The sequence below is a fragment of the Mucilaginibacter sp. P4_D1 genome (assembly GCF_056401935.1).
The window spans coordinates 14,590-41,084 of the sequence record NZ_JBFUIJ010000051.1 but is presented as its reverse complement, the minus strand read 5'-3'; the positions used below and the strand labels follow the sequence as shown (position 1 = coordinate 41,084).

20 protein-coding genes are annotated in these 26,495 nt (G+C 43.1%); 11 read left to right on the top strand and 9 right to left on the bottom strand.

All coding sequences use genetic code 11. The features are described from left to right. The 5 genes from AC1DV1_RS27225 to AC1DV1_RS27205 form a co-directional block, all read right to left on the bottom strand. The coding region (locus AC1DV1_RS27225; RefSeq protein WP_477366459.1) for an IS1/IS1595 family N-terminal zinc-binding domain-containing protein at positions 1-106 on the bottom strand (106 nt) is incomplete at its 3' end. Between the two features lie 127 nt (positions 107-233). Continuing rightward, positions 234-2,222, bottom strand: coding sequence for a tetratricopeptide repeat protein (locus AC1DV1_RS27220; RefSeq protein WP_477366453.1), 1,989 nt, complete (start codon positions 2,220-2,222; stop codon positions 234-236). An 81-nt stretch (positions 2,223-2,303) separates the two neighbouring features. Continuing rightward, the gene (locus AC1DV1_RS27215) at positions 2,304-4,478 is read right to left on the bottom strand and encodes a tetratricopeptide repeat protein (protein ID WP_477366449.1); all 2,175 of its coding nucleotides are present in this window, start codon (positions 4,476-4,478) and stop codon (positions 2,304-2,306) included. Positions 4,479-4,519: 41 nt separating this feature from the next. Then, positions 4,520-5,533: a hypothetical protein gene (locus AC1DV1_RS27210; protein WP_477366446.1), complete on the bottom strand. Its 1,014-nt coding sequence runs from the start codon at positions 5,531-5,533 to the stop codon at positions 4,520-4,522. Positions 5,534-5,899: 366 nt separating this feature from the next. Beyond that, positions 5,900-8,170, bottom strand: a complete 2,271-nt coding sequence (locus AC1DV1_RS27205) for a sodium-translocating pyrophosphatase (protein ID WP_477366443.1) — start codon at positions 8,168-8,170, stop codon at positions 5,900-5,902. Positions 8,171-8,417: 247 nt separating this feature from the next. On the opposite strand from AC1DV1_RS27205, the gene AC1DV1_RS27200 reads away from it, so the two are divergent. Together AC1DV1_RS27200 and dacB are read left to right on the top strand one after the other, a co-directional pair. Continuing rightward, positions 8,418-9,884: an APC family permease gene (locus tag AC1DV1_RS27200; RefSeq protein WP_477366440.1), complete on the top strand. Its 1,467-nt coding sequence runs from the start codon at positions 8,418-8,420 to the stop codon at positions 9,882-9,884. Then, a complete protein-coding gene (gene dacB, locus AC1DV1_RS27195) occupies positions 9,862-11,268 on the top strand; it encodes a D-alanyl-D-alanine carboxypeptidase/D-alanyl-D-alanine endopeptidase (RefSeq protein WP_477366437.1) in 1,407 nt (468 codons plus the stop codon). Before AC1DV1_RS27200 ends, dacB begins: the two co-directional genes overlap by 23 nt. Positions 11,269-11,295: 27 nt before the next feature. On the opposite strand, the gene AC1DV1_RS27190 is transcribed toward dacB, so the two are convergent. Further along, positions 11,296-12,228, bottom strand: coding sequence for an HNH endonuclease (locus AC1DV1_RS27190; protein ID WP_477366434.1), 933 nt, complete (start codon positions 12,226-12,228; stop codon positions 11,296-11,298). A gap of 55 nt (positions 12,229-12,283) precedes the next feature. Here AC1DV1_RS27190 and AC1DV1_RS27185 point away from each other — a divergent pair, with 55 nt between their 5' ends. Further along, positions 12,284-12,682 carry a hypothetical protein gene (locus AC1DV1_RS27185; RefSeq protein WP_477366430.1) on the top strand — a complete coding sequence of 133 codons (399 nt, stop codon included), beginning with the start codon at positions 12,284-12,286 and terminating at the stop codon, positions 12,680-12,682. A gap of 115 nt (positions 12,683-12,797) precedes the next feature. On the opposite strand, the gene AC1DV1_RS27180 is transcribed toward AC1DV1_RS27185, so the two are convergent. Together AC1DV1_RS27180 and AC1DV1_RS27175 are read right to left on the bottom strand one after the other, a co-directional pair. Further along, entirely contained in the window at positions 12,798-13,217 is a 420-nt protein-coding gene (locus AC1DV1_RS27180; protein ID WP_259090564.1) for an OsmC family protein, read from the bottom strand. 81 nt (positions 13,218-13,298) lie between these two features. Further along, a complete protein-coding gene (locus AC1DV1_RS27175) occupies positions 13,299-14,366 on the bottom strand; it encodes an NADH:flavin oxidoreductase/NADH oxidase (protein WP_477366427.1) in 1,068 nt (355 codons plus the stop codon). A 205-nt stretch (positions 14,367-14,571) separates the two neighbouring features. On the opposite strand from AC1DV1_RS27175, the gene AC1DV1_RS27170 reads away from it, so the two are divergent. Next, on the top strand, positions 14,572-15,276 hold the full coding sequence (locus tag AC1DV1_RS27170) for a dienelactone hydrolase family protein (RefSeq protein WP_477366424.1): 705 nt from the start codon (positions 14,572-14,574) through the stop codon (positions 15,274-15,276). 12 nt (positions 15,277-15,288) lie between these two features. Here the strand turns inward: AC1DV1_RS27170 and AC1DV1_RS27165 are convergent, their stop codons facing one another. Beyond that, positions 15,289-15,732 carry a hypothetical protein gene (locus AC1DV1_RS27165; protein ID WP_477366421.1) on the bottom strand — a complete coding sequence of 148 codons (444 nt, stop codon included), beginning with the start codon at positions 15,730-15,732 and terminating at the stop codon, positions 15,289-15,291. 149 nt (positions 15,733-15,881) lie between these two features. On the opposite strand from AC1DV1_RS27165, the gene AC1DV1_RS27160 reads away from it, so the two are divergent. From AC1DV1_RS27160 to AC1DV1_RS27130, 7 genes are all read left to right on the top strand, one after another. Then, positions 15,882-17,072 carry a cation:proton antiporter domain-containing protein gene (locus AC1DV1_RS27160; protein WP_477366418.1) on the top strand — a complete coding sequence of 397 codons (1,191 nt, stop codon included), beginning with the start codon at positions 15,882-15,884 and terminating at the stop codon, positions 17,070-17,072. A 136-nt stretch (positions 17,073-17,208) separates the two neighbouring features. Continuing rightward, a complete protein-coding gene (locus tag AC1DV1_RS27155) occupies positions 17,209-18,063 on the top strand; it encodes a bifunctional helix-turn-helix domain-containing protein/methylated-DNA--[protein]-cysteine S-methyltransferase (protein WP_477366456.1) in 855 nt (284 codons plus the stop codon). A gap of 6 nt (positions 18,064-18,069) precedes the next feature. Beyond that, positions 18,070-18,777, top strand: a complete 708-nt coding sequence (locus tag AC1DV1_RS27150) for a 2OG-Fe(II) oxygenase (protein ID WP_477366415.1) — start codon at positions 18,070-18,072, stop codon at positions 18,775-18,777. A gap of 460 nt (positions 18,778-19,237) precedes the next feature. Then, the gene (locus AC1DV1_RS27145) at positions 19,238-19,792 is read left to right on the top strand and encodes an RNA polymerase sigma-70 factor (protein ID WP_477366412.1); all 555 of its coding nucleotides are present in this window, start codon (positions 19,238-19,240) and stop codon (positions 19,790-19,792) included. Positions 19,793-20,193: 401 nt separating this feature from the next. After that, positions 20,194-21,357 carry a FecR family protein gene (locus AC1DV1_RS27140; protein WP_477366409.1) on the top strand — a complete coding sequence of 388 codons (1,164 nt, stop codon included), beginning with the start codon at positions 20,194-20,196 and terminating at the stop codon, positions 21,355-21,357. A 194-nt stretch (positions 21,358-21,551) separates the two neighbouring features. Continuing rightward, positions 21,552-24,941 (top strand): TonB-dependent receptor, encoded by a 3,390-nt coding sequence (locus tag AC1DV1_RS27135; protein ID WP_477366406.1) that lies wholly within the window; start codon positions 21,552-21,554, stop codon positions 24,939-24,941. A gap of 51 nt (positions 24,942-24,992) precedes the next feature. Beyond that, positions 24,993-26,486, top strand: a complete 1,494-nt coding sequence (locus AC1DV1_RS27130) for a RagB/SusD family nutrient uptake outer membrane protein (RefSeq protein WP_477366403.1) — start codon at positions 24,993-24,995, stop codon at positions 26,484-26,486. Positions 26,487-26,495 lie beyond the last annotated feature (9 nt).

The following is a 26,495-nucleotide window of genomic DNA, read 5'->3' as shown; positions in this document are numbered from 1 at the left end:
CACCAGCGTGCTGCCGAATAAACAATTGCCCACATGATTTACACTTATATCGCTGTTTTTTATTCTGCTTGCCCCACTTTATTACATCCGTGCTCTTACAGGTCAAACACGCCTTTTTTTGACGATTTCATATAACAAAAAAAGCAAATTGAAACCGATTTCAATTTGCTTGATGTATATTCCTTTATTACAGTCGATTACAAAGATTCTACCAACTATTTTTGGCAATTATATCAATCTTTGATAGTGGCCATTAGCTTGCAGCTCCGGGCGTTGTATTTACAGTCTTTTTTCAAATATTTCAATGCTTTTTTGGGGTCTTTTTCTACGCCGGTACCGTTTAAATAATACTGGGCCAAAAGATAGAAGTCGTCGCCAAATTGGTATTTGCTGGCGTCGACTGATTTTTGCAGCCAATAGGCGCTTCTTTCATAATTTGGGTGTTCTGCAGTTTTACCGTAGTAATACCTGGCGATATAAGAATAATTTCCGGATAGCTCTTCTTTTTGAGTTTTGCAATTTCCTATTTCTGCAAACCATTTTTCGGCTTCGGGCAAATTGTTCCGTTTAAGATATTGATAACCAATATCCATTTTTGCATATGCTCCACAATTCAACGGATTAGGTCCGGGCAGGGCTACAGCCCTGGAAATTAACTGGGTAAATAGCGCACTGCTTTTTTCAATAGTTTCACCATCTAAATATAAAAATGCCAGGCTTGTTAAAATGCGGTAATTTTGCGATTCCTGTAGTTTTTTTAATGCCTGTTCGCCCTCGGCTGTATTCTTTTCAACCCCATGGCCACCCTCCAGTTTAATTTTGGCAACTGATAGCTCAAGGCTCTCTTTCATCTCTCCGTTCGCAAATTCCAAACTCTTTTGAAACCAGGACAACGCCTCTTTATAGCTATTTTGCATTTTATCTTTTTCGGTTACATATGAATACCCAATGGAAGCGCTTGCAAGATATTTACTGAATTTATCGTCATTATCAACAACGTCAAAGGCCGCCTTATAGGTCTCAATTGCTTCCGGTATATTTTTATCGGTACCTAATTCATTGCTTCGAAGCAAATTTCCTATTTTCATTAACCAGTTACTCTTCAAATTATTACTTTTCGCATTGCTTACAGCAAGCATCGCATAATGTATGGCTTGCTTTAAATCAACAACTGCTATCTCACCCTGGCTGTAAGCATAAAAAAGCTGTTCGCAGGCCGAAAAGTAATTCTTCGCGGCAGATTGTTTATACAGCACTATCGCTTGGTCATAATTAGCATTAATTACGTGTTCGGTTCTCGCCATATCGTATTCCTGTTTACCGGGATTATTCTGGTAATCTTCCTGCACTTTCTTTGCTTCTTCCTGCCGTTGCTGCGCATACGCCACCTCCCGTTCCCGTTTTTGCCGTTTAAGATCACTGATCAGGCCAGAAATGCCTTCAACCAAGGGCTGAGCTGCATTTACCACCGCAACGGCAGTTTGAACCTTAGCCTGGCTTTTTTCCAGGCTCACTGTTTTATTATAATAATCCTGGGCTGTCGCACGTTGCTGTGTGGTAACCGATAGACCAACCGCATTATTAAACTGAGTTTTTGCCTCTGTATAATTGCCCGAGTTATGCGCCTGTACGCCAGCGTTTATGGCATTTACGTATTGCTGTTGTCTGTTGACATTTTCCTGGTTTTGCCTTTGCGCTTCTTGCTGCACGCGTTGGGCATCTGCGGGTTTTTGTTGCTGGTTAGTGGTTGCTACAGATGATGTACTGCTTGTATTCCCACATAAAGCCGGTGTATTAGACACTCCGTTATCACAATCTGCGTAGCATTTATACCCTTTATTTTGAACGCCGTTTGAATTGATGGAGCAACGATCGTTAGGGTCAAAACACACCTTCGAGAATCCTATATAAATAATCGTATTGGAAGGATGTAAAGCCCAGGTTTTTTCTGTACCGCCGGCATTTATGCTTACCCTGCCATCCAACGACGAATTTTGAATATCATAGTTGAATGAAACTTTTATGCCATAATTGTTTTTGATTTCAATATCCCAGGTGTATTTTTTTGCCGATTCGTTATAATCCCGTACTTTGCTCCGGCTTTGTAAGCCTTTAAAACAAGGATTTTGTACCCACGGTCCCCAATTGTAGGTGAGTTTTTGCTGCCCGAATAAAAGCGTAAGGTGAAAGGATAAAGCGAAGAGGAGTAAGGTTTTTTTCATAATAACACTGGCATTAATTAGTGAGCAGGTTTGTTTAAATAATGAGTTAAAAATGAAAGTGTGGAATTTTAAATTCCCCTTCTACTCCTTTAAAAGATCCTTTAAATAAGTGCAGTAAAATTCTTGGTCTCTTTCTTTGCCAATGGCGCAGGCTTTCTCCATCCATTCTATTGCTTTGGCTTTATCTTTTGGCWCGCCATTGCCATTTTTATACAAGTCTGATAGGCTGCGCATGCAGGCAGGCGATGATTTCGACGCGCCAAGCTCATATAGTTCCCTGGCTTTTTTAGGGTCGCTCTTAACCCCTTTACCATATTGGTAAATTATCCCCAACGTTGCATAGGCATCCATATAGCCGTGGTCAATTGATTTTTGCGCCCATTCCATAGCCTTCGCATCGTCCTCCTGGATACCATCGCCATCAAACATGTATACCGATGCAATGTTACACATGGATACGCTGTCGCCCATTTCGCTTGCTCTCATATAAAAAGAGAGCGCTTTGGGTTTATCACGCAGAATGCCTCTTCCGGTACTATATAAATCTCCTTTTTGCCGTAAATTCACCGCTGTTTTATCGCTTTTTGCAAGTGTTGCACGCGCGCTTAATTCGGCCCTGGCCATGTAATACTTTATCCCTTTATAATTGGGCGACAAATATCCTTTTACATAAATGTTACTGAACACTTCGTTTTTTTCAAGTTGATAAAGGGGGTAATAAAACTTGCCGCCTTGTTTGAAATAATGTTCGGAATTAGCCACTAACAGTTTATGCAGATCGGAGTTTTCTAATGCCTGTTCAGCTACATCATTATCTGCCGTAATGGCAATCAGTTTATTCATTTTATAATGGTCAACATGATCTGGCATATTTACGGCCTTCAATGTATAAAAGGAGTGTATAATTGCTACGGTTAAGTTTTTGTAATACAGGCGTATATATTTGCCCTGGGTACTTAAGTTGTATCCCGAAACACTATCGAGCTTAAAATTCAAATGTTCAACCTCCATTGCTAAAAAATCACAATAGGTTTCAAAGTTGCGGGCATCCGTTAAAGTATTGGTGCTCTCAATCGTTTTTCTTTCGTCGATCGCGACTTGCTTTTGTTCTTCTGCCACCTTTCGGCTGGGCGAGATACCTGTGATTTTCAAACCTTCCAAATTATTGCTGATAACAGCCAATTGTTTAATCAATTTGGTCTTTCTCTGGTAATCAAAACTGATGGTATTCTTATAGTCATAGCTGGCTGAACCTGCCCGACTAATAAAAATAGATAGCGGGTAAGACACAAAACCACCATTATCATTCATAGAGATGAATACGGTACCATTGTCCATAATTTTTTGGGATGCCAGCGTGTACCCTAAGTCTGAAAAGATATCGATAACGTTCTGCACATAATTCAATGGGTTTTCGGCATTCACAATAGATAACAAAGCCTGGCCGTCTTCATAGGATAACGCCTCTTTTTTCGCTCGTTTCCTGCTGCTTAAAGCAGTTATCAGATCTACTGTGGCAGCCGATACCTGGTTCAATCCTTGCTGAAGTTGTTGTTGCTTTTGCGCGTTCTGCTGTTGCTTTAATAATAGCTGTTGGCGTTGCGCCTCTGCATTTCGGTTTGCCGCTTCCTGGTTTTGGCGTTGCATGTCCTGCTGTATTCTTTGGGCATCGGCAGCTTGTTGCCTTTTTTGTGCATCTACAGCAGCGACATTATTAGCTTTTTGTTGTTGGGTTTGATTATACGTTGTCCCGTTTGTTGTAGAAGTGGATGCACTGTTCGTCGTTTTCGCCTTGTCACAATTTTGAACGCAAAACTTTACGCCATTGCTGCCACAGCTATAAGTTGGTAGTGTCCAGTCGTCTTTCTCGCTCTCCTTGTAAGCAGTAACTCTATAATTAAAAAAGTTATCGGTATTAAACTCCGGCGCAACCTTGGCGTAGCTACTTTCGTGTGTGCGCTCCCCTTTTGCATCTACACTGAAGGCTCCATCCATCAACCGCTCATTATTTCTGCCAACGTGCGCTTCAAAACTAAAATGAATATTTTGCGATCCGGTATTTTTAAACCTGAATTGGTACGAATATGAGTTGATAGATTCAATGTAGCCCAAACAGCGGAATGAAATATAAAGGTTGGTAAAACATGGCGCACTTTTCCATGCCGACCAGTTGGATGCCCCACTTCCATTTTTTTGGGCTAGTAAAGTGCTTATCTGTAAAAAGATAAGGAGTAATAGAAGTAAAGTTTTTTTCATGATATGCAGGTTTGGATAAGGATTAAATAACTGATTACGAATTATTTTGCAATTATTCGATATACATCTATATTGGCAAATACCGCGGGTAAATCCATTTTCACCCCATTTTTGTAAACTATGTTATGTTGTCTTATGGATCGATCGCCTAAGCACACATATTCATCGGTTCCGTTATAGGTTGCAGATACCAAATAACGATGCTCAGTATCTAAGGCAACATTACCTGCCTTACATTGTAAATAACCAACATCATTAAATATCCGTGTAGATACGGTGTATGAATCGTCGCCATTTTCGCATCTTAGGAATGAAAAGGCAGTAGTCACATCAAAATAGTTTGAGCTAAAGCTCCCGTTGTTATGATACAACCTATAAGTGCCATTGCTATCTTTAGTTACAAACACCAGTTGCCCGTTTACAGTGATTGGGTGTTGATACGCGTAGTAGGTATAATAATCTGTAGGGTAAACAAACTTGCCATTTTTCCAAAGCATATTCCTGGAGGGGGCGTAAGCTATATTTCCAATTCGGCTATCGCCGGCTATGTAAATATCACCCTTGTATTTACCGATTGACGATATGCTGAATATAAAATCCGCATCGCTCCAATTATCAAAATCTAAAGGCATTTTCTCGCCATTTTTCCAATAAGCTATCCGGCTGTATAGATGTATATCAGGGGTATAGTAATATTCATAACCACCGGTGTATACGTCATTACCATCTATATAATAGCACAATACGTGATAGTACATAGTAGATGTCGGTGTAGATATAGGCGTGCCGTTTTTAAATACAGATGCTGCATCATAGTCGACGATGTCGCCGTTCTCATCTAATGTAGCGTTCATACCTGGGTTAGTGGCCGATATTTTTTTATCGTTTAAATATAGCCCATCGCTTGTAAAGTAATACACTTTGGCATTATCAGCTGGTTTGCCATCATTTTTACCGTCGGCGGTGGTTTCTTTTTTGCACGAAATAAAAAGGGCAATAATGGTGATAACGAGTAATAGTTTTTTCGGTGTGCAGGTTCGCCCTAATTCTTTCATGATAACGCAGGTTGCTGATAATGATCAGGTTTGTTGAACAATAAAATTACGGAAAGGGGGTGCAGTAAAAAATACCTATGGGTAGGTATTTTTTACTGCGGGAGAAAGCGATATCAATGTGTTAAATCTTCTATTTTTTGAAAGCGCTCAGGTTATTCATAACTTAGCAGGCTCAGATACTTTGCATTAAAAATGACCATTAATCCAAAAAATCTGAAGACTCCCGGTTCAGAAAAAATTCTGTCATTTCTTTAATTCTGAAAATTCCGGACAATTATTCTGTTCATTCTTTAATCCTGTAAATTCTGATTCCAACAAAAAAAGCCACCCTCAACAGGTGGCTTTCCATAATTTCCTAAAAAGTAATTACCCTTTTTTATCAACTTTAGTTACAGGCGATGCATAAGCCTGAACAATAATTTGTTTTTTAACCTCGTGTTTCATAGCTGTTGGTGCTACGTGGTTCGCATTCAAATGCGGTGCAATAACCAGCGAAACTATCGACATCAGCTTGATCAGGATGTTCATCGACGGGCCTGAAGTATCTTTAAACGGATCGCCTACGGTATCGCCGGTTACTGACGCTTTATGTGGTTCTGATTTTTTGTAGTACATCTCACCGTTGATAAGGCAGCCTTTTTCGAATGATTTTTTGGCGTTATCCCATGCGCCACCGGCGTTGCTCTGGAAAATACCCATCAATACACCCGATACGGTTACACCAGCCAATAACCCGCCCAACACTTCGGGGCCAAAGGCAAAACCGATAATGATAGGGGTGATTAGCGCAATTAACCCAGGGGCAACCATCTCGCGGATGGATGCTTTGGTGGAGATTGCCACGCATTTTTCGTATTCGGGTTTGGCCTTGTACTCCATAATACCCGGAATTTCGCGGAACTGGCGGCGCACTTCTTCAACCATGGCCATGGCAGCACGGCCTACAGCCGAGATGCACAATGCCGAGAAGATGAAAGGGATCATACCACCCACAAATAAACCGGCCAAAACATCGGCCTTGTAAATATCAATATGCTCGATACCCGCAACACCCACAAAGGCTGCAAATAAAGCCAGTGAGGTTAACGCGGCCGACGCAATGGCAAAACCCTTGCCGGTAGCTGCAGTAGTGTTACCTACAGCATCCAGATTGTCTGTACGGTGGCGCACTTCTTCGGGCAGGCGGCTCATTTCGGCAATACCACCGGCGTTATCGGCAATTGGTCCAAAGGCGTCAATAGCTAATTGCATAGCTGTTGTTGCCATCATACCGGCAGCAGCAATAGCCACCCCGTATAAACCCGCAAAATGGTACGAGCCATAAATGCCCGACGCTAAAACCAGGATGGGTAACACCGTTGATTCCATACCTACAGATAAACCACCGATGATGTTGGTAGCATGCCCTGTTGACGATTGACGGATGATGCTTAATACCGGGCGTTTGCCCATGGCGGTATAGTACTCAGTAATGATGGACATTAAAGTACCTACAACCAGGCCAACAACGATAGATAGAAAAACGCCGTTTTTAGTGAATTCCATTGCGCCGGATTTTAATGTACCAGAAGTGTCGATATCGCGAACCATGCGAAACGCACCTTCAGGTAACATCCATTGTACTACAAAGTATGTTGCAACGGCGGTTAACACAATTGACATCCAATTACCTATGTTCAATGCCTTTTGGACGCTGTCTTCTTCTTTTTTTATTTTTACAAAGGACGCTGCGACTATCGAAAATAAAAGGCCTAAACCAGCAATTACCATCGGTAACAAAATTGGGCCAATACCACCGAAATGATCAACCAAAGCTTTACCATCACTTCCAACCATTTCGCGCCCCAGCACCATCGTAGCCAGCATAGTTGCCACGTACGATCCGAATAAATCGGCGCCCATACCTGCAACGTCGCCTACGTTATCGCCTACGTTATCGGCAATGGTGGCAGGGTTACGCACGTCATCCTCGGGGATGCCCGCTTCCACTTTACCTACAAGGTCGGCGCCTACATCGGCTGCTTTGGTATAAATACCACCGCCCACACGGGCAAAAAGCGCTATCGATTCGGCACCTAACGAGAAGCCAGCCAATACATCCAGCGCTTTGGCCATTGCCTCGCCATTTACAGTACTGCCTGCAACATTAACTACATAAAACTGGTAAAATAATATAAACAGCGAACCCAAACCAATAATGGCTAACCCGGCAACGCCAAGGCCCATTACAGTACCACCTGTAAACGATACTTTTAATGCCTGCGCTAAACTGGTACGCGCGGCCTGCGTGGTACGCACGTTGGCTTTGGTTGCAATGCGCATGCCCAGGTAACCGGCAAAGGCCGATAAAAACGCTCCGATGATGAATGACACGGCAATAACCGGGCTTGATGTGGCCACGGTAGTACCACTCCAGGCCAGTAGCAGGGCCGCTACGGCAACAAAGCCGCCAAGTACTTTCCACTCGGCGCGTAAAAAGGCCATTGCGCCATCGGCAATGTAGCCGGCCAGCGTAACCATGTCCCCATCGCCTGCATCTTGTTTGGTAACCCAGGCGGCTTTAACAGCCATAACGGCAATACCGATGAGCCCAAACACCGGAATTAAGTAAATTAAGTAAGTGTTCAAAAAATCCATAGTAACAAATTTGGTTTATTAAAGTAAGTTTTGCTAAGTCTGAAGTCTAAAGTCGCAATTCAAAAGTCTTTTTTTACTTTTTTTCTTTAATTCTTAAGACTACTGACTTAAGACTAACGACTTAATACTACACTGACTATAGCAGGGTGTAATTGGTGGTTGCAAAATAGTAAATTTATTTTCTTTACAATAGCCTGTCAATATTAAAGTTTTTGAATAGTTTAGGGGTTTAAACCCTTTTTAATTTATGGCAAAAGATTCCGGACAACCAAAAATGAAACATGAGCTTGGCCTGCTTGATGGCACCATGCTGGTAGCAGGCTCAATGATAGGCTCAGGTATATTTATAGTTGCTGCCGACATTGTACGTAATGTAGGCTCAGCAGGTTGGCTCATAGCCATTTGGCTTATAACCGGTTTCATGACATTGACAGCAGCATTAAGCTACGGCGAGCTGAGCGGAATGTACCCTAAAGCAGGCGGACAATATGTTTACCTGAAAGAAGCGTACAATAAACTTATAGCATTTTTGTACGGCTGGAGTTTTTTCGCGGTGATACAAACCGGCACTATAGCTGCAGTTGGCGTGGCTTTTTCAAAATTTACGGCGTATTTGATACATCCGGTAAGTGAGGATCATATTTTATTCCCACATAATTACTATTTAAAATTAGGCGAGGCTAAGCCCACTTTCAGTTTAAGTGCAGCACAATTGGTATCAATAGCGGTTATTATATTACTAACGTATATCAATACCCGTGGTGTAAAAAGCGGCAAATGGATTCAAACTACTTTTACTTTAACCAAACTGTTAAGCTTATTCGGACTCATTATTTTTGGTTTTGTTGCCTTAAAGCCCGAAGTATGGCATGCCAACTGGAGTAATGCCTGGGATTTGCATAACCTGAACAAGGATGGAAGCTTTACAAAATTGGGCCTCGGCGCAGCTTTAGGGGCAGTAGCTTCGGCCATGGTAGGGTCAATATTCAGCAGCGATTCATGGAACAACGTAACCTTTATTGCCGGCGAAATGCGCAACCCTAAACGTGATGTGGCGTTAAGCTTATTTTTTGGCACCATGATAGTTACCGTTATTTACGTTGCAGCCAATATAGTTTATACAGGTGTATTGCCGCTGCACGAAATTGCGACAGCCGAAAAGGACAGGGTGGCTGTAACTGCATCGAATGTTATTTTTGGCGACATAGGCACCAAGATAATTGCTGTTATGATCATGATATCAACTTTTGGCTGTAATAATGGTTTAATTATGGCCGGTGCGCGTGTATATTATACCATGGCAAAAGATGGCTTGTTTTTTAAGAGGACAGGCGAGCTAAATAAATTTGCCGTGCCCGAGTTTGGTTTATGGATACAAGCCGCACTGGCATCTGTACTTTGCTTAAGCGGCAGGTATGGCGATTTGCTGGATATGATCTCGTTGGTAGTTGTAATTTTTTATGTGCTTACCATTATCGGCATCTACATTTTACGGGTGAAAAAGCCTGGGTTAGAAAGGCCATACAAAGCTTTTGGCTACCCGGTATTGCCAGCTATTTACATTTTGATGGGAATTGCATTTTGTATTTTATTGTTAGTTTACAAACGCGACTACGCGTTATTTGGCCTGGGTATAGTGTTGATAGGTATCCCGATATATTATATTACCAAGGGGAACGTTAAGGAGCAGGATGAAGCGGTTATTGATAGTTAGTTTATTTATTTTAAGCGGGCAGGCTTATGCCCAGGACCTGCAATCGAGATTATCAGCTGCATTTAACAGGTTACAGGCCGATAGCCAGTGCCGTTATGCATCGCTTTCGCTCACTGTTTTGGATGCCAAAACCGGCGAACAGGTATTTGCCGCCAGCCCCAACATGGGGCTGGCTACGGCATCAACCCTAAAAACTATTACCAGTATTACAGCCTTTAACGTTTTGGGTGCCGATTTCAGGTACCAGACGCAATTGGGCTACAACGGCGAGATTGCTGCCGACGGCACGCTCAATGGCGATATCATTATCAAAGGTGCCGGCGACCCAACCCTGGGCAGCTGGCGGTACGAGCAAACCAAAGAAGCACATGTGCTGGCCTTAATGGCTGACGCCCTTAAAACTGCAGGTATCAAAAAAATAAACGGGCGCATTATTGGTGATGACAGCGTATTTGGCACCCAATCTATCCCCGAAGGGTGGATATGGCAGGATATTGGCAACTACTATGGCGCCGGAACATCGGGCCTTTGCTGGCGCGAAAACCAGTTTGATATTAAATTGCGCACTGGCGCTGTGGGCAATCCTATTGGCGTTTCGTACACTGTGCCCAATGTATCGTACCTTACTTTTAAAAGCGAATTGGTTAATGGCCCGGCAGGCAGCGGCGACAATGCCTACGCTTTTTTGCCTGTTGGCAGTAAAGTAATGTACCTGCGCGGCAGCTACGCTATTGATAAAGATAAAAAAAGCATCTCGGCAGCCACGCCCGATGCCGCTTATGATGCAGCTTTGCGTTTGTCGGATACGTTGAAGAAATTAGGAATTGGAGTGGGCTTCGATCCCGAATCTGTTGCCACATTAACGGCAAAAGGATTAAAGGCGCCTTTGATTACCAAAAATCTGGCTGCTATTTCATCGCCGCCGCTGAGCCGGATCATTTACTGGCTCAATCAAAAAAGTATTAACCTGTATGCCGAGCAATTGCTTAAAACCATAGCCTGGAAACAGGGCCGTAAACCTACCACTGCAAACGGGGTAGAAGAAGTACAGAAATTTTGGCAGGCCCGCGGTATCGATGCGAATAGCATGAACACCTACGATGGCAGCGGCCTCTCGCCCGGCGATAGGGTAAGCACCAATACCATGGCCCGCATCCTGCAATCGGCCAAAAAGGAAAGCTGGTTTCCTGATTTTTACGAAAGCCTGCCCGTATACAACGATATGAAAATGAAAAGCGGCACCATTAACAGCGTGCTTTGCTATGCGGGCTACCAAACCCACAACGGCCGCGAACTTTGCTTTTCTATCATGGTTAATAACTTCAGCGGATCAAGCAGGGGGATAAAAGAAAAAATGTTCAGGGTGTTGGATGTGTTGAAGTAGGAGCCCCCTAACCCACTGAATGGGGATTTAACCGTTGTAAATGTTTGTATTATGCCAATCAATATAGGATGGATTTGGCTTATCCATATCTCTGTTGGGCAAATATAAAAGGCCATTTCCATGGAATTTATAGTACTCTTTGCCGTTGTCAAACTCTTCTTTTATTTTTTTACTTACTTCGACTTTTAAATCTTTAGTTATAGTTACATACCCACTGTCGAATAATTTATGAATGTCCGATCTTAAAAGTAATCCGTTTGATATCACGTTTGGCCCTTCCAAGGAATACGATTGAATATGCGCAGCTTCAAGTACTGGTAAAGTCCTTTCGCCGGTGATTGTACATCTTCTTGTGTATGCATCTGTTACCAAAACCCTAAATGCGCCTTGCCCTAATCGTACCTTCGCTAAAACTGGATTCCCGTATCTCGCGGCCGGCTCCATCAACCATTGGTTATTAGTCTCATAAGTATTTGGCAAATATCGGCTAAGACGTTCTTCAACTATGGTCCATAAGTTTTGGCCGATAAATTCATCTGTTGAATAGATTTTGCCTTGAACAATGCTATTGGCCCAATTTTCGGGGATAGGAATCCAATCGGCTTGCTTAAAGAAAATAGGGTTTGTAAGCACGATACAGCCAATAGTGGGATTGAGATTTGATTTGTCATTTCGGTAATTAAAGATCATTGATTGAAAATCTTTAAAACTTGACGTTCCATTTCTTTCATGAAAAGTATCCCAAGCCACAGAAAGAGGTAGGAACGTGTGGCTCGAGAAAAAGCCAATACCTCCTATAACATTCAAAGGTTTTTTCAATTTAAATAGAAACGGCGAACCTGATAATAAGGCTTTAAATTCTTGTTTGCCTCCAGGTTGCCAGAAATTTACGTCTTCAGGATTAATTTGGCTTAAATTTTTAAACCAATTATTATCGGTTACACCCAAATAAAATTTCACGGTTGAATGTACGAGAAATTATATAAGTTTGATTATTAAATCTATAATAATAACCATGCGTAAATCCGCCTTATTTATTATTCTACCCTTCGTTACTCTTTTATCGTGCAAACCCAAACCCACTACTTCCGATGCCGTAAAAAGCATCCAATTTAAATTTACAGAACTTGGGCGCGAAACCCAGTTCAGGATTACCTGTGATAAATTTGATTACTATTTTCCGCAGGGTAAGGTTAAGAATTTTAGCAGAACAGCGGGTATTGACAGCGTGATGAAGCTGCTTACCGGCTTAAAGCTGGCTGGTGAAGGCATTCAGCCCGATGTAAGGGGAAAGATTTATATCACCCATGCCAGCCATGCGGTAGATACGCTCTGCGTAGGCGTAAAAGCTCTGGATTATAAGGGGACTACTTACGAAACACCACAAGAGTTATTGGTGTTGATACAGAAATAAGGAAAAAAAATATGTCATTGCGAGCGTAGCGCGGCAATCTCTTAGTCTACAGGGCGAACATGTATAGCTACGAGATTGTTTCGTTCCTCGCAATGACATAGAGGAGAATTATCGCTTATGCGTAAGTAACATTTAAAGTAAATGGCACGCTTAACGCTTTTGATATAATGCAATTTGCCTTTGCATCTTCGGCAATGGCTTTAAATTTAGCTTCGTCTACACCATCAATTGCCGTTGCTTTTAATTCTAAATGAATACCGGTGATGCTTAGGGCTTGCATATCAAGATCAAGAATGGCGTCGGTTGTAAGGTCGCCGGGAGTAAAGCCGGCCTGGGTTAATGCAGCGCCAACAGCCATGGTGAAGCAGCCTGCATGAGCGGCGGCAATCAGTTCTTCGGGGTTGGTGCCTATGCCATCGGCAAAGCGGGTTTTAAAAGAGTATTGGGTTTTGTTAAGCACGGTGCTTTGAGTGGTAATTTCTCCGCTGCCGGCCTGTAAAGTGCCATTCCAATGGGCGTTTGCTGTACGTTTCATAGTTGTTGTGTTATTTATTGTTTATGGTTGTGTGCTGATGTGTCTTAACTCTTGATTCTTGTCTCTTGATTCTTCTTCAAACTACCATTTCGCCCGAACATACTGGGCCGGCCATTCTACTTCATGACCCAACTCGTGGGCGGCGCGTAAAGCAAAATGCGGGTCGCGCAGCATTTCGCGGGCTATAAATACAACATCGGCTTCACCTTCCTGTATAATTTCGTCAGCCTGGTGGGGTTTGGTTATTAAACCTACTGCTCCGGTAAGTATACCGCTTTCTTTTTTTACTTTCTCTGCAAATTCAACCTGATAACCTGGTTTTAACGCTATTTTAACACCGGCAATGTTGCCGCCCGTCGAGCAGTCAATAAGGTCGATCCCTTTGTTTTTTAATATTTTGGCAAGTGCTACCGAGTCATCGGCTGTCCAGGCGCCTTCCGTCCATTCAGTTGCCGATATGCGTACAAACAGCGGGTTTTCTGCCGGCCAAACTTTCTGTACGCTTTCAATTACTTCCAGTAAAAAACGGACCCTGTTCTCGAACGATCCTCCGTACTCATCCGTACGTTTATTACTTGCCGGCGATAAAAACTCGTGCAGTAAATAACCGTGTGCGCCATGCAGTTCAATCACGTCAAAACCAGCGGTCAAGGCCCTGCCAGCGGCAGCCTTAAAATCTGCTTTAATTTTTTCGATGCCGGCTTTGTCCAACTTTAAAGGCGCCTCTTCACTGTCGGTAAATGCGATAGCGCTTGGTGCGTATGCTTTCCATCCGTTAGGTTTATCAGATGGTACTTGTTTGCCGCCCAGCCATGGTTGCAGGTGGCTTGCCTTGCGGCCGGCATGCGCCAGTTGTGTGCCCGCATAAGCGCCATTGGCGTGCAAAAAATCGGTAATCTGTTTCAATTTGGTGATGTGCTCATCCTTATAAAGGCCAAGATCGGCAGATGAAATGCGGCCTTCGGGCGATACTGCGGTGGCTTCGGTAATAATTAAAGCTGCACCGCCAACAGCCATGCCACCCAGGTGTACCAGGTGCCAGTCATTAGCGAAACCGTCTTCGCTGGAATATTCGCACATGGGCGATACCACGATGCGGTTTTTAAGTTCGATGTTTTTTATTTTAAGCGGTGAGAATAGATGGGGCATATGTTTTTATTTGGTACAAATATGGTAAGTAACATTGATTGTAACCACACTGTTTTGTAAAATAGATATAAGCTGAAAGCCGAAGGCCTAAAGCAGAAAGCAAATTGCAGGAAAAAAGCTTTTAACACCGTGACCTGGTTTTATACTTTTCCTTCGCACGTAAATTCTTTAGCTTTGAAAATCATCGCAATTTGTTCAATCAGTAATGGATAACAAAAATTATATAGAGGTAAAAGTTGCCGACGGAAGTTCGATGGCCGCTTACACAGCTTTTCCTGGAATTAATACCGCAGGATCGCCTGCTATTATTGTATTGCAGGAAGCTTTTGGCGTTAATAACCATATCCGCAATGTTGCCGACCGGTTTGCAACCGCGGGCTATGTTGCCGTTGCTCCTGAGCTTTTTCATCGTACAGCGCCAAAAGGTTTTGCCGGTGACTATGCCGATTTTAGTACGGTAACACCACACACATCAAAACTAACTAACGATGGTTTTAAAGCCGACCTGGAAGCTGTTTGGGGATGGCTAAATACGCAAACCAATGTAGATATAAGCCGGGTATATGCCATTGGTTATTGTATGGGCGGTCGGGTTGCTTTTATAGCCAATGCCTTATTGCCCCTAAAAGCAGCTGTATCCTATTATGGCGGCGGGCTTGATAAGGTTGCACATATGGCGGCCAACCTGCATGGCAAACACTTGTTTATTTGGGGTGGCAAGGATGTGCATATTAAGGATGACAACATCAATGCCGTTATAGGTGCAGTTGAAGCTGCGGGCAAGGATTACATCAACGTAAAAATATCTTATGCCGACCACGGCTTTAATTGCAACGAGCGGTCAAGTTATCATGAAGCTGCATCTAAAGAGGCCTGGGCTTTAGTTATGACTTTTTTGGGAGGGGCTTAAATAGCGAGTTGTTCATGCTGCAGTTTCTTCTTCCTCCTCGTCCTCGTAGCTTTCATCTTCCAAATCCAGCCGGCAAATCCAAACACCCAATAACAAAGGGAGTAAAAATGGCAGCAGCATGGCCGATAACTCAAAGGGCGAATAAGCGTTTTTAGCCGCCAATGCTCCAATAAATACCAAAATAATAACAATTCCCAGGGCAGCCGACACCCGCTGCTTAACTGCAATTACGGTTGAACTCCTGGTCATTCGTGGGATAATAAAAGTAAGCAGCGCGCCCAAGGGGCAGGTAAGCACAATTAGCACCCCAACCGATAATGGATACTCTTTAATAAAGGCGATAGATAGGATACTCCCGGAGTGAAAGAAAAACTGGCTGACAAGGATTTGCAGCACAGGTGCAATGATCACCATAGTTAACCACACCTTAAAACTGTAAAATTGCGCCGGATCCATAGGCTGTTATTGTTAAAGAAGTAAATATAAAAGATATCGGCTTTCAAACAAGGGATGCGCTCTATGTGGCAAAAAAAATTGGGAAACAATGCTTAAGTTTGAAATGTTAAGGCTGATTTATGTACTCACCCTGTTAAACAATTGATAATTTGACTACATATACAACCCTGATTATCTTAAGCGGACTGGTGATTTTTTCCTACCTCTTCGATTTGATAGCCGGCAAAACCAAAATCCCTTCGGTTATTTTATTGCTGATGCTTGGCATCGCGATACATTTTGCTGTTGACTATTTTGGAGTGAAAATGATCAATTTTAAGGTGATTTTGCCTACGCTTGGCACGTTGGGCCTTATACTGATTGTATTTGAGGGGGCGCTGGAACTGCGGTACAACAACGATAAAAATGCCATCATCAAAAAAGCATTCTTTTCGGCATTTACGATTTTACTGGTTAGCGCATTTGTCATTACGTTTATCATCAGGTATTTAACCGGGCAAAGCTTTTATCTGTGCTTTGTAAATGCCATACCTTATTGCGTGGTCAGTTCGGCAGTGGCTATTCCTTCGGCATCCAATCTTGGTAAAAATAAAAAGGAGTTTATTATTTATGAGTCTTCTTTTTCGGATATCCTTACCGTGGTGCTGTTCAACTTTATAGTGCGTAACCAGCAAATTGATGTGGTATCGTTTATAAAACTTGGCGGCGAACTTGCAGGCATTATTATAGCAGCCATTATATCCTGCCTGCTGTTGCTTTACCTTATTGGCCGGTTAACGCATCACATTAAATCGTTCCTTATTATCGCCTTGCTTATATTGGTTTATTCGGTAGGGCAATCTTTCCATTTATCGGCATTGATAATTGTACTGGCGCTGGGCCTGTTCCTGAACAATGCCAACCAAATCAGTTTTCCGTGGTTCAGAAAACTGTTTATCTATCCAACCTTCCAGCACGATATCAAACAGCTTTTCCAGTTATCTGCCGAGAGCGCTTTTTTGATGCGCACGTTCTTTTTCATAGTGTTTGGTTATACCATGGATATTTATGAATTGCAGGATATTACCTTGTTGTTAACCGGCGGTGCAATATTGGCGTCCATTTACCTGGTCCGCTTTTTATATATCAAATTCATATCCAAAACCGACCTGATGCCCGAGTTAGTAATAGTACCCCGCGGGCTAATCAGTGTGTTGCTGTATTATAACCTGCCAGATAATTTGAAGATACCGCAGGTTGGTACGGGGCTGCTGTTTATTGTAGTATTGGGTACAAGCCTGATATTGAGTTTGGGATTATTTGCGACGAGGAGGAACCTGAATCAGAATTTACAGGATTAAAGAATTTGCAGAACAAACTATGCATACATTCTGTTCATTTTAAAATTCTGTAAATTCTGATTCAGACTTTAGCAAGTTCCGGGTTTTACCACACCCGCTATCGGCCTACATTTGTTTATAAATAACAAATAAGATGATGAACACACAGGAAAATATCAATTACGATCGTATTGCCGAGGCGATAAATTATATAAAACTCAACTTTAAAAACCAGCCAAATTTAGATGAAGTTGCCGAAAAGGTTAACCTCAGCCCCTTCCATTTTCAGCGTTTGTTTACAGATTGGGTGGGCATAAGCCCTAAAAAGTTTTTACAATACTTAAGCCTTGAATATGCCAAAGGTATTTTAAAAGATAAGCAGGCAACCTTGTTTGATACCGCCTATGAAACAGGGCTGTCGGGCACCGGGCGTTTACATGATCTGTTTATCAACATTGAAGGCATGACACCGGCCGAATATAAAAACGGAGGCAGGGAGCTGAGCATTAACTACAGTTTTGCCGAAAGTCCGTTTGGTAATATCATTGTGGCATCTACCGCCAAAGGCATTTGTTATATGGCTTTTGCCGACGATCATGCCGACGCTTTAGATCAGCTTAAACAGCATTTTCCTAATGCTGCCTATACCCAGGTAGTTGATATGATGCAACAGGATGTTTTGCATATTTTTAAAAAAGACTGGTCGCAATTGCCGGCAATTAAATTGCATTTAAAAGGCAGCAGTTTTCAATTAAAGGTGTGGGATGCCTTGTTAAAAATACCTATGGGTGGCTTATGCAGCTATGGCGATGTTTCGCAAAAAATACAATTGCCAAATGCCAGCCGGGCAGTAGGCAGCGCCATAGGAGCTAATCCGGTTGCGTTTTTGATCCCTTGTCACCGGGTCATCCGGTCAACAGGCGAATCTGGTCAATACCATTGGGGGGCAACCCGTAAATCGGCAATGATAGGCTGGGAGGCAGCAATAGTTAATCAATCTGTATCAATATAAAAGGTGATGGAAATTAAAGAACGAATTACCCGTTTAAACTGGGGCGATATCAAGACAGATATGGATGCCCGTGGGTATGCTGTAGTGAAAAATGTATTAACTGCCGATGAATGCGCCGGCCTGGTTAGTCAATATGTAGATGACGACCTTTATCGCAAAACCGTTGTGATGGAGCGCCATCATTACGGCAGGGGCGAGTACAAGTATTTCAAATACCCATTGCCGGTAATTATTCAGCAATTGCGGGAAAGTGTTTACCCGCAATTGGTCCCCATAGCCAATAACTGGATGGAATTGCTAAATAAGCCAACGCGTTTTGCCGATACTTTAGATGAATTGCTTCAGCATTGCCATCAGCATGAACAGTTGCGCCCAACCCCGTTAATTTTACAATATGCCAAAGGCGGGTATAACGCCATGCACCAGGATTTGTATGGCGAAGTATTCTTCCCTATCCAATCGGTTTTTATTTTAGATGAGCCCGGGGTTGACTATGAGGGCGGCGAATTTATTTTGCTGGAGCAAAAACCGCGCGAACAATCAAGGGCAATGGTGTTAAAACCCGGTAAGGGCGATATGGTATTATTTACAACCAGTTACCGCCCGGCAAAAGGCAGCAAAGGCTACCACCGGGTTAATATGAAACACGGCATAGCCGAGATTACCAGCGGCCGGCGACACAGCATGGGAATTATTTTTCATGATGCCAAATGATGGTTGCAACCCGGGATTTGAGGTAAATTGACGCTTTAAAACGCCTGCGATTGCAATTGATTTGTCAGGATAAACGCATCTGATTGGGTTAACATAACTTAACACATTTCAGATAAAATATTTATAAGTTATTAATAATCAATATTTTATATTTTATCATGGTTAACACTAAACTGATTGCGCAATTTAGGCGCATCCAAATACTTGTGCCAGGTGTTGGCCAATACAAGTCACTTGGATACTTCCATCATTTAGCCGGGACCAGCCAATAAAAATAAGGTATCGTTTTATGCTTATATTTTCCGGGCGATATAAGCTTATTCCCTTAGCTATTATTAAATAACATCTTATCGCCGGTAACTATTTAGATGCGTCAGCCCTGATTGATTTATGCCATAATTTACATCAATAGTTAATTTTTGCTAAATTTATCGCAATTCTATGTTAACCCCCTTTCAGGATGGCAGAAAAGGTAGCTATAAGCGATGTGCAATTGATCGACTGGTTAAAGTCGGGCGATGAAAGTGCGTTGAGCGCTATCTACAAAAAATACTGGCAGCAATTGTTCTTATCGGCTTATAATGTTTTAAAAGATAAGCAGGCCTGCGAAGATGTTATCCAGGAGCTGTTCATTAAGATTTGGAATAGCAGGGATAATATCGAAATAGCCGTATCATTAAAAGCATACCTGTATGCGTCCATCCGTTATGAAGTTTACAGGCAAATTCGTGTCGGGGTTGCAACAAGCGATGTGTTTGATGCCCTTGCGAACCGTTTGCAAAGCCCTGCCACTCATGAAAATTTAGAATACAAAGAGCTGGTTTCACAGGTAAATTCGGTAGTTGAAACGCTACCCGAAAAATGCCGCGAAGTTTACAAACTTAGCCGCGAAGAGTACCTAACCCACAAGCAAATTGCCTCAAGGCTCAATATATCTACCAAAACAGTGGAAAATCATTTGACCAAAGCGCTTAAGCAATTGCGTACTTCGCTGGGGACGTTGTTTTTGTTGTAGATGGGGTTACATGTCTTTTCTTGACAGATCTGTGCTTCTTCAACACCAATTTAGAGGCGTAGCCTCGGCCAATCTTGTAGCCACGGGTTTTAACCCGTGGAAAAAAATGAAGAGAACGATTGAGAACAGTAGCCTCGGGACATATTTTCAATGCGTATATATCGTTTGAACAAACTGAACATGCTTGGATTACACTAATATGGGCCGTGCTCATGGCACTCTTGTTGTCCTCTGGCAAATCAACCACGGGTTGACACCCATGGCTACAATATCTTTCGGGCCGATGGCCCTTTTTTGCCTGAAAACAAATTTACTTATCAGGCCGCAACCTTCCCAAATTTTATTTTCTTCCCACGTAGGGGATACCCCAGTATTTATACTCTCCTTATAAAAACCAGGTTGTGCAAAAACAGGAATTTCAACAATTGATAGATAAATACCTTAACGGGCAGGCTACTGCCGATGAGGTGCAACTGTTAATGGAATTGTTTGACAATGCCCAAACCAATAATGATTGGGACGACCACACGCTTGGCGTAAAGCACGAGCTGGAAGATAAAATGCTGCAACGTTTGCAATCGGCTGTACAGCAATCGTCGGCAAAGCATCAGTCAAAAGTGTTCAAAATCTTTGCTTTCAGGAAAGTAGCTGCTGCGGTAATCGGCCTTATGGTCGTTAGCGGCGGAGTGTATTATTGCATGCAGCATGTTGCAAAAGATAACATTGCGGCAAAAAACAAAACGGTGGTTAAGCATGATGCCGACCCCGGTAAAAATCAAGCAGTCCTAACCTTAGATAACGGCGAAAAAGTGGTGCTCGATTCTGCAAGAATCGGCACCCTTGCCCAAAAAGGCAACATTAGCATTAAAAAAACCAAAGATGGGCAACTGGTTTACCAGGCCAACGGGAGTAACACCTCACTGGTAAATGGCTCTGTAGCTTATAATACCATTAGCACACCACGCGGAGGCCAATACCAGGTTATATTGCCCGATGGCAGCATAGTTTGGCTCAACGCGGCGTCATCGCTAAAATTCCCCACTGCATTTACCGGCAACCAACGCCATGTTGAATTAACCGGCGAGGCCTATTTTGAAGTGGCTAAAAATCCGTCGAAACCATTCGCGGTAAATGTCGGCGCACTTAATGTAAAAGTACTGGGTACCCATTTTAATATTAATGCTTACGCCGACGAGGATAACGTCAAAACAACTTTACTCGAGGGATCGGTACAGTTAACTAGTGGCAATAGCCATAATTTGCTCAAACCAGATGAACAGGGTATAGTTAAAGGCAACAATATCCGGGTTGTTGAAGTAGATGCCGAAAGGGCCGTAGCCTGGAAAAACGGTTTTTTTGATTTTAACCGGGCCAGTATCAGGGATATCATGAAGCAATTATCGCGATGGTATAACATCGAGGTGGTTTACAACGGCAAAGTATCCGACGATGAATTTATGGGCAGGATTGAACGAAATGTGAAGCTATCGCAGGTGCTGCACGTTTTGGAGCTTAGCCATGTGCATTTTAAAGTTGAAGATAAAAAGATAACAGTATCACCTTAACCATATCCGTTTTAACATTAACCTTAAAAAAACATCTACCTATGAAAAAAAGCATACATCTCCATTAACACCCTACAACTACCTTACCCATGAAAAATGCCGGGAGTACTGCAATACTCCCGGCTTAAAATGCATGGGCTAAGCTTTTACTGAGTTTCCTTAACAGACACATTCACCCAAAACACGACGAAGTTATGCAATTAAACTTTAGGGGTAAAGTATTTTATGTACCCCAAACATCAAACTCCAAACTGTTTTTGACAATGAAGTTAACGGTTATCCTGATTATGATTGGCTGTTTACAGCTTAACGCCAAAAGCTACTCGCAAACTATAACGTTAAGCGCAAACAATACTGCTATTGACAAAGTATTTACCGCCATTGAAAAGCAAAGCGGTTTTTATTTTTTTTACAAATACAATGAAATTAAGCAGGCCAAACCCGTTACGCTTTCCTTAAAAAATGCCACGCTTGAACAAGCTTTACGCGAGTGTTTTAAAGACGAGCCCTTTACCTACACCATTGACAACAAAACCATTATTGTAAATAAAAAGGAAGAGCAGGCGGTTGTGCCCGATAAAATAACGGTTACCGGGCAGGTGCTTGATAATACCAAACAACCATTACCTGGTGTAAGCATCACCATTAAAGGTTCAAATACCGGTGTAATAAGCGGGGCCGACGGTAAATACAGCATCCAGGTTGATGATAACGCGGTGCTGGTTTTCAGGTTTGTAGGATTTAAAACCAGGGAAGAGCCTGTTAGCAAACGGGCGGTTATCAATGTATCCCTTGATGAAGATAATCAGCAAATGAGCGAGGTGGTAGTAGTGGGATATGGTAACCAGGAACGTAAAAACGTTACCGGCGCTGTTGGAACCGTAAAAATGGCCAATATTAAAGAGATAAAAGCTGCCAGCCTTGATCTGAAACTGGCAGGGCAACTGGCCGGTGTTACCGTTAACCAGGTTACAGGTACGCCGGGTGGTGGTGTGGCGGTTAATATTCGCGGCGCCGGTTCAGTAGGTGCCGGCGATAACCCACTGTACGTGGTAGATGGCTTTCCGCTCTCGCCGGGTTTCGATCAATATTCGAATCCGCTGAGCACCATTAACCCGGATGATATTGAAAATATAAGCGTGCTTAAAGATGCTGCTTCAACCGCCATATATGGTTCGCGTGGTGCAAACGGGGTTATCCTGATAACCACTAAGCGGGCAAAAAAAGGAGAATCGTCTGTTACGGTAAATACTTCAACCGGTTTGCAATCGGTATTGCCCAAAAGCAAACTTAAAATGATGACTGCGGCCGAATTTGCCCAATGGCGCACTGAAGCTATCCAGGATGCCAACGCGGTTAACGGTACAAATAACCCCATACCCGATGCGTATAAGAACCCTCAGTCGCTTGGCAAAGGCACCGATTGGTTTGATGCTGTAACCCGTGTTGCACCAATGCAAAATTACGATGTTACCATAGCTAACGGTACCGAAAAAGTACGGTCGTTGTTTTCATTGGGCTACTTTGATCAGCAGGGTACCGTGCTGAATACAGCTTTTAAACGCTACTCGTTAAAGGCTACAATTGATGCGGATATAGCTAAGGGCTTAACCGCAGGCTTAAATATAGCGCCAACTTATAGTTTCAGGAATTTACAGGAAACAGACGGACACTTTCTTTCGGCGGCCTTAAGCCAGGCTTACCTGGAAAGCCCGCTTGTGCCGGTGAAACAACCAGATGGATCGTATACCAACGTTATTGGTTCGCCGGGTACTTTTCAAAATAATAACCCCGTAAGTTCGCTTGTAAATACTACCAACAAGCGTAACGAATTCAGGGCCCTTGCCAACACTTATATTGATTATGAAGTTATTAAAGGACTAAACATAAAATCGACATTCGGGGTCGATTATCAAACCAAATCGCAGGATTATTACAGGCCATCATACCTGGGCGGGTTCAACGTCCCAAATCGCGATGGTAACCAGCAAAAAGCAGTAGCCTCATTCACTTCGCAAAATGTTTTTAACTGGCTTAACGAAAATAGCATTAACTACAAAAAAACCTGGGGCAGCCATACGTTAACCGTATTGGCCGATTACTCCATACAACAGGAAAACTCACATGATCGTTTTACTTTCGGCACAGGTTTTCCTGATGATGCCATACGGTCTGTTGCCAATGCAACTATAATTACTGCTGATGCAGGCGATGCAGAGTGGCGTTTGCAATCGTTAATTGGGCGGGTAAATTATGCATACAAAGATAAATACCTGTTAAGCGGGTCTATTCGCCGCGATGGTTCATCAAGGTTTGCGCCCGGGCATCGCTGGGGTACCTTCCCCTCGGTATCAGGCGGATGGCGCATCTCCGACGAATCTTTCTTTCCTAAAATAGCCGCGGTTGAACAGGTTAAGTTTACCGCAAGCTATGGCCTTGCAGGTAATAACGACGTAGGTAATTATGATTATATCCCCGTTGTTGATGTAGCCAATTATACATTTGGTGGCGGCCTCGCACCAGGAGCCTCAATAACCGACCAGATTGGCAATACCGAGCTTGGCTGGGAAACCACCAAACAGCTGGATATAGGCATGGACGTATCGCTGCTAAAAGGCCGCATTTACTTAATTGCCGAATATTATAACCGTTATACCCAACGGATGCTGCAGTATATCCCAATTCCTATTGTATCGGGCTATGGTTACGCTTTATCAAACGTGGGTAATGTACGTAACCGGGGATGGGAGTTTACGTTAACTACAAAAAACATAGTAGAACGTAACTTTAACTGGTCAACTGATTTTAACATATCATTTAACCGCAATAAGGTGCTTGATTTAGGCCCCACACCATACATCTACGATGCGCCTAAAAACGATAACCCAACAAGTATTACTAAAGTGGGCTTGCCTTTAGGCCAGTTTTACGGTTATATTTTTGAAGGGATATTTCAAAACCAGGCCGAACTTGACAAATATCCGCATTTTGACGGTGAACAGGTTGGCAACATCAGGTACAAGGATATCAATAACGACGGCGTAATTGATGGCAACGATCAAACCAATATAGGCAACCCCTGGCCCAAATTTACATTTGGTTTCAGCAATCATTTTTCATACAAAAAGTTTGATCTGAATATCATTACGGCGGGTTCGGTTGGCGGGCATGTATTTGATATGTATAAGCAGTTCACAACCAATTTAGATGGGGTTTTTAATGTCGAGGAATCGGTTATTCATCGCTGGCGGTCTGCAAGCAATCCAGGAGCTGGAATATTGCCAACCACCGTTTCAAACACCAATCTTGCGCGTGATTATTACCCATCTTACTGGGTCGAAAGTAACTCGTACCTGGCGGTTAAAAACATTGATTTTGGATACAATTTTAAAACAAAGTTCACCAGGAATTTCAGGGTGTATTTCAGTGCCCAAAATGCCATACTGCTAACCGGCTATAAAGGCGGCAACCCCGAGGTAGGCATAGATGGGCAGCAGGGTAACCGGTCGCTTTCGCCCAACGTAAATTTTACGGGCTACCCTGTTTCGGCAATTTACACCTTGGGATGTAACGTAACATTTTAATTGAAAATGAGTATTCAAACGAACGATGGTGAAACCATAACAATCGAAATCATGAAAAAATACATATACGTTTTCCTGGTACTTATCGCATGTGGTATGTGGGGGTGTAAAAAAGATTATCTTAACCTTCAGCCTGCCGATACTCAAAACACAACCAACTTTTTTAAAACACAGGCACAGTTTGTTCAGGCGGTTAACGGGGCTTACGCACCATTACAGGGCCTGTATAATGGCAGTTTTTGGGCAATGGGCGAAATGCGGTCTGACAATACATCTTACGAGTTTGACCCCTATGATCGCTCTGGTACTAACAAAGAAGAAATAGACGAGTTTAGGGAGTTGAACAATAATGATATGGTAGGTGCCTTTTTCAGCGCCAGCTATACAGGTATTGGCCGCTGCAACGCTATTTTGGCCAGGCTGCCGGCTGCTAAACTGGATGCTGCCGTTGCAGATACCATTGCCGGGCAAGCCAGTTTTTTACGCGCTTTTAACTATTTTAACCTGGTGCGTATGTTTGGCCGGGTGCCGGTGGTACTTAACGAGGTAGCATCGGTAAGCGATGCTTACAAGGTAGCAACCAAGGCCGAAGTTGCCGCTGTTTACGCTGCTATTATTGCCGATGCACGGGTTGCGGTTGCCAAATTACCCGTAGCTTATGCCGGCGCAGCAAATAAAGGCCGGGTAACCAAGGGGACTGCCGAAACCATGCTTGCCGAAGTGTACATGACCCAGAAAAAATTTGACCTGGCTATACCGCTATTGCGCAATATTATCGCATCAAACGCCTATAGTTTGAACGCCGACTATGCCGACAATTTTGATATTACCAAAGAGAACGGCCCCGAGTCCGTTTTCGAGATACAATACATTGAAGGTTCCAACGGGTTGGGCAGCGATTTTGTGGATACGTTTATACCCTGGGATTATTATGACTCGGATGTAAGCGGTTTTGAGATAGCCAACGGCGCGCAAAACGGCTGGAATATCCCAACGCAAGATCTGGTTAACGCATACGAGGATGGCGATAACCGCAAAGATGCTTCGTTAATTGAATTTACGTCTGACGAGTATGGTGTGGATTTGCCATTTATTAAAAAGTTTGCAACCACCAGCGCTGTGCAGGGTGTAACCGGCAAAAACTTCCCGGTATACCGTTACGCTGACGTTTACCTGATGCTGGCCGAGTGCCTTAACGAGCAGGGCTTTGCAGGTGGCGGCGATGCCTTTAAATATTTAAACCTGGTACGCGAACGCGCCGGCCTGGCAGCTAAATCTGTTGGGAATGATGATCCTGCATTAAATATTTCGGGGCAGGATGGTTTTCGTACTGCTATAGCGCATGAAAGGCAGGTTGAACTTGCATTTGAAAACCACCGCTGGTTTGACCTTTTACGTACAGGTAAGGCAGTGGCCGTGATGACCGCCCATGGCGCCCGCGAAAAGGCGTTTAAAAAACCTTACTGGAGTGTTAACTCAGCTGCATACTCAAATATTCGCCTGCTTTTTCAATACCCATTAACCGAAGGCACCCTGGAGCATTAGCCCCCTGGG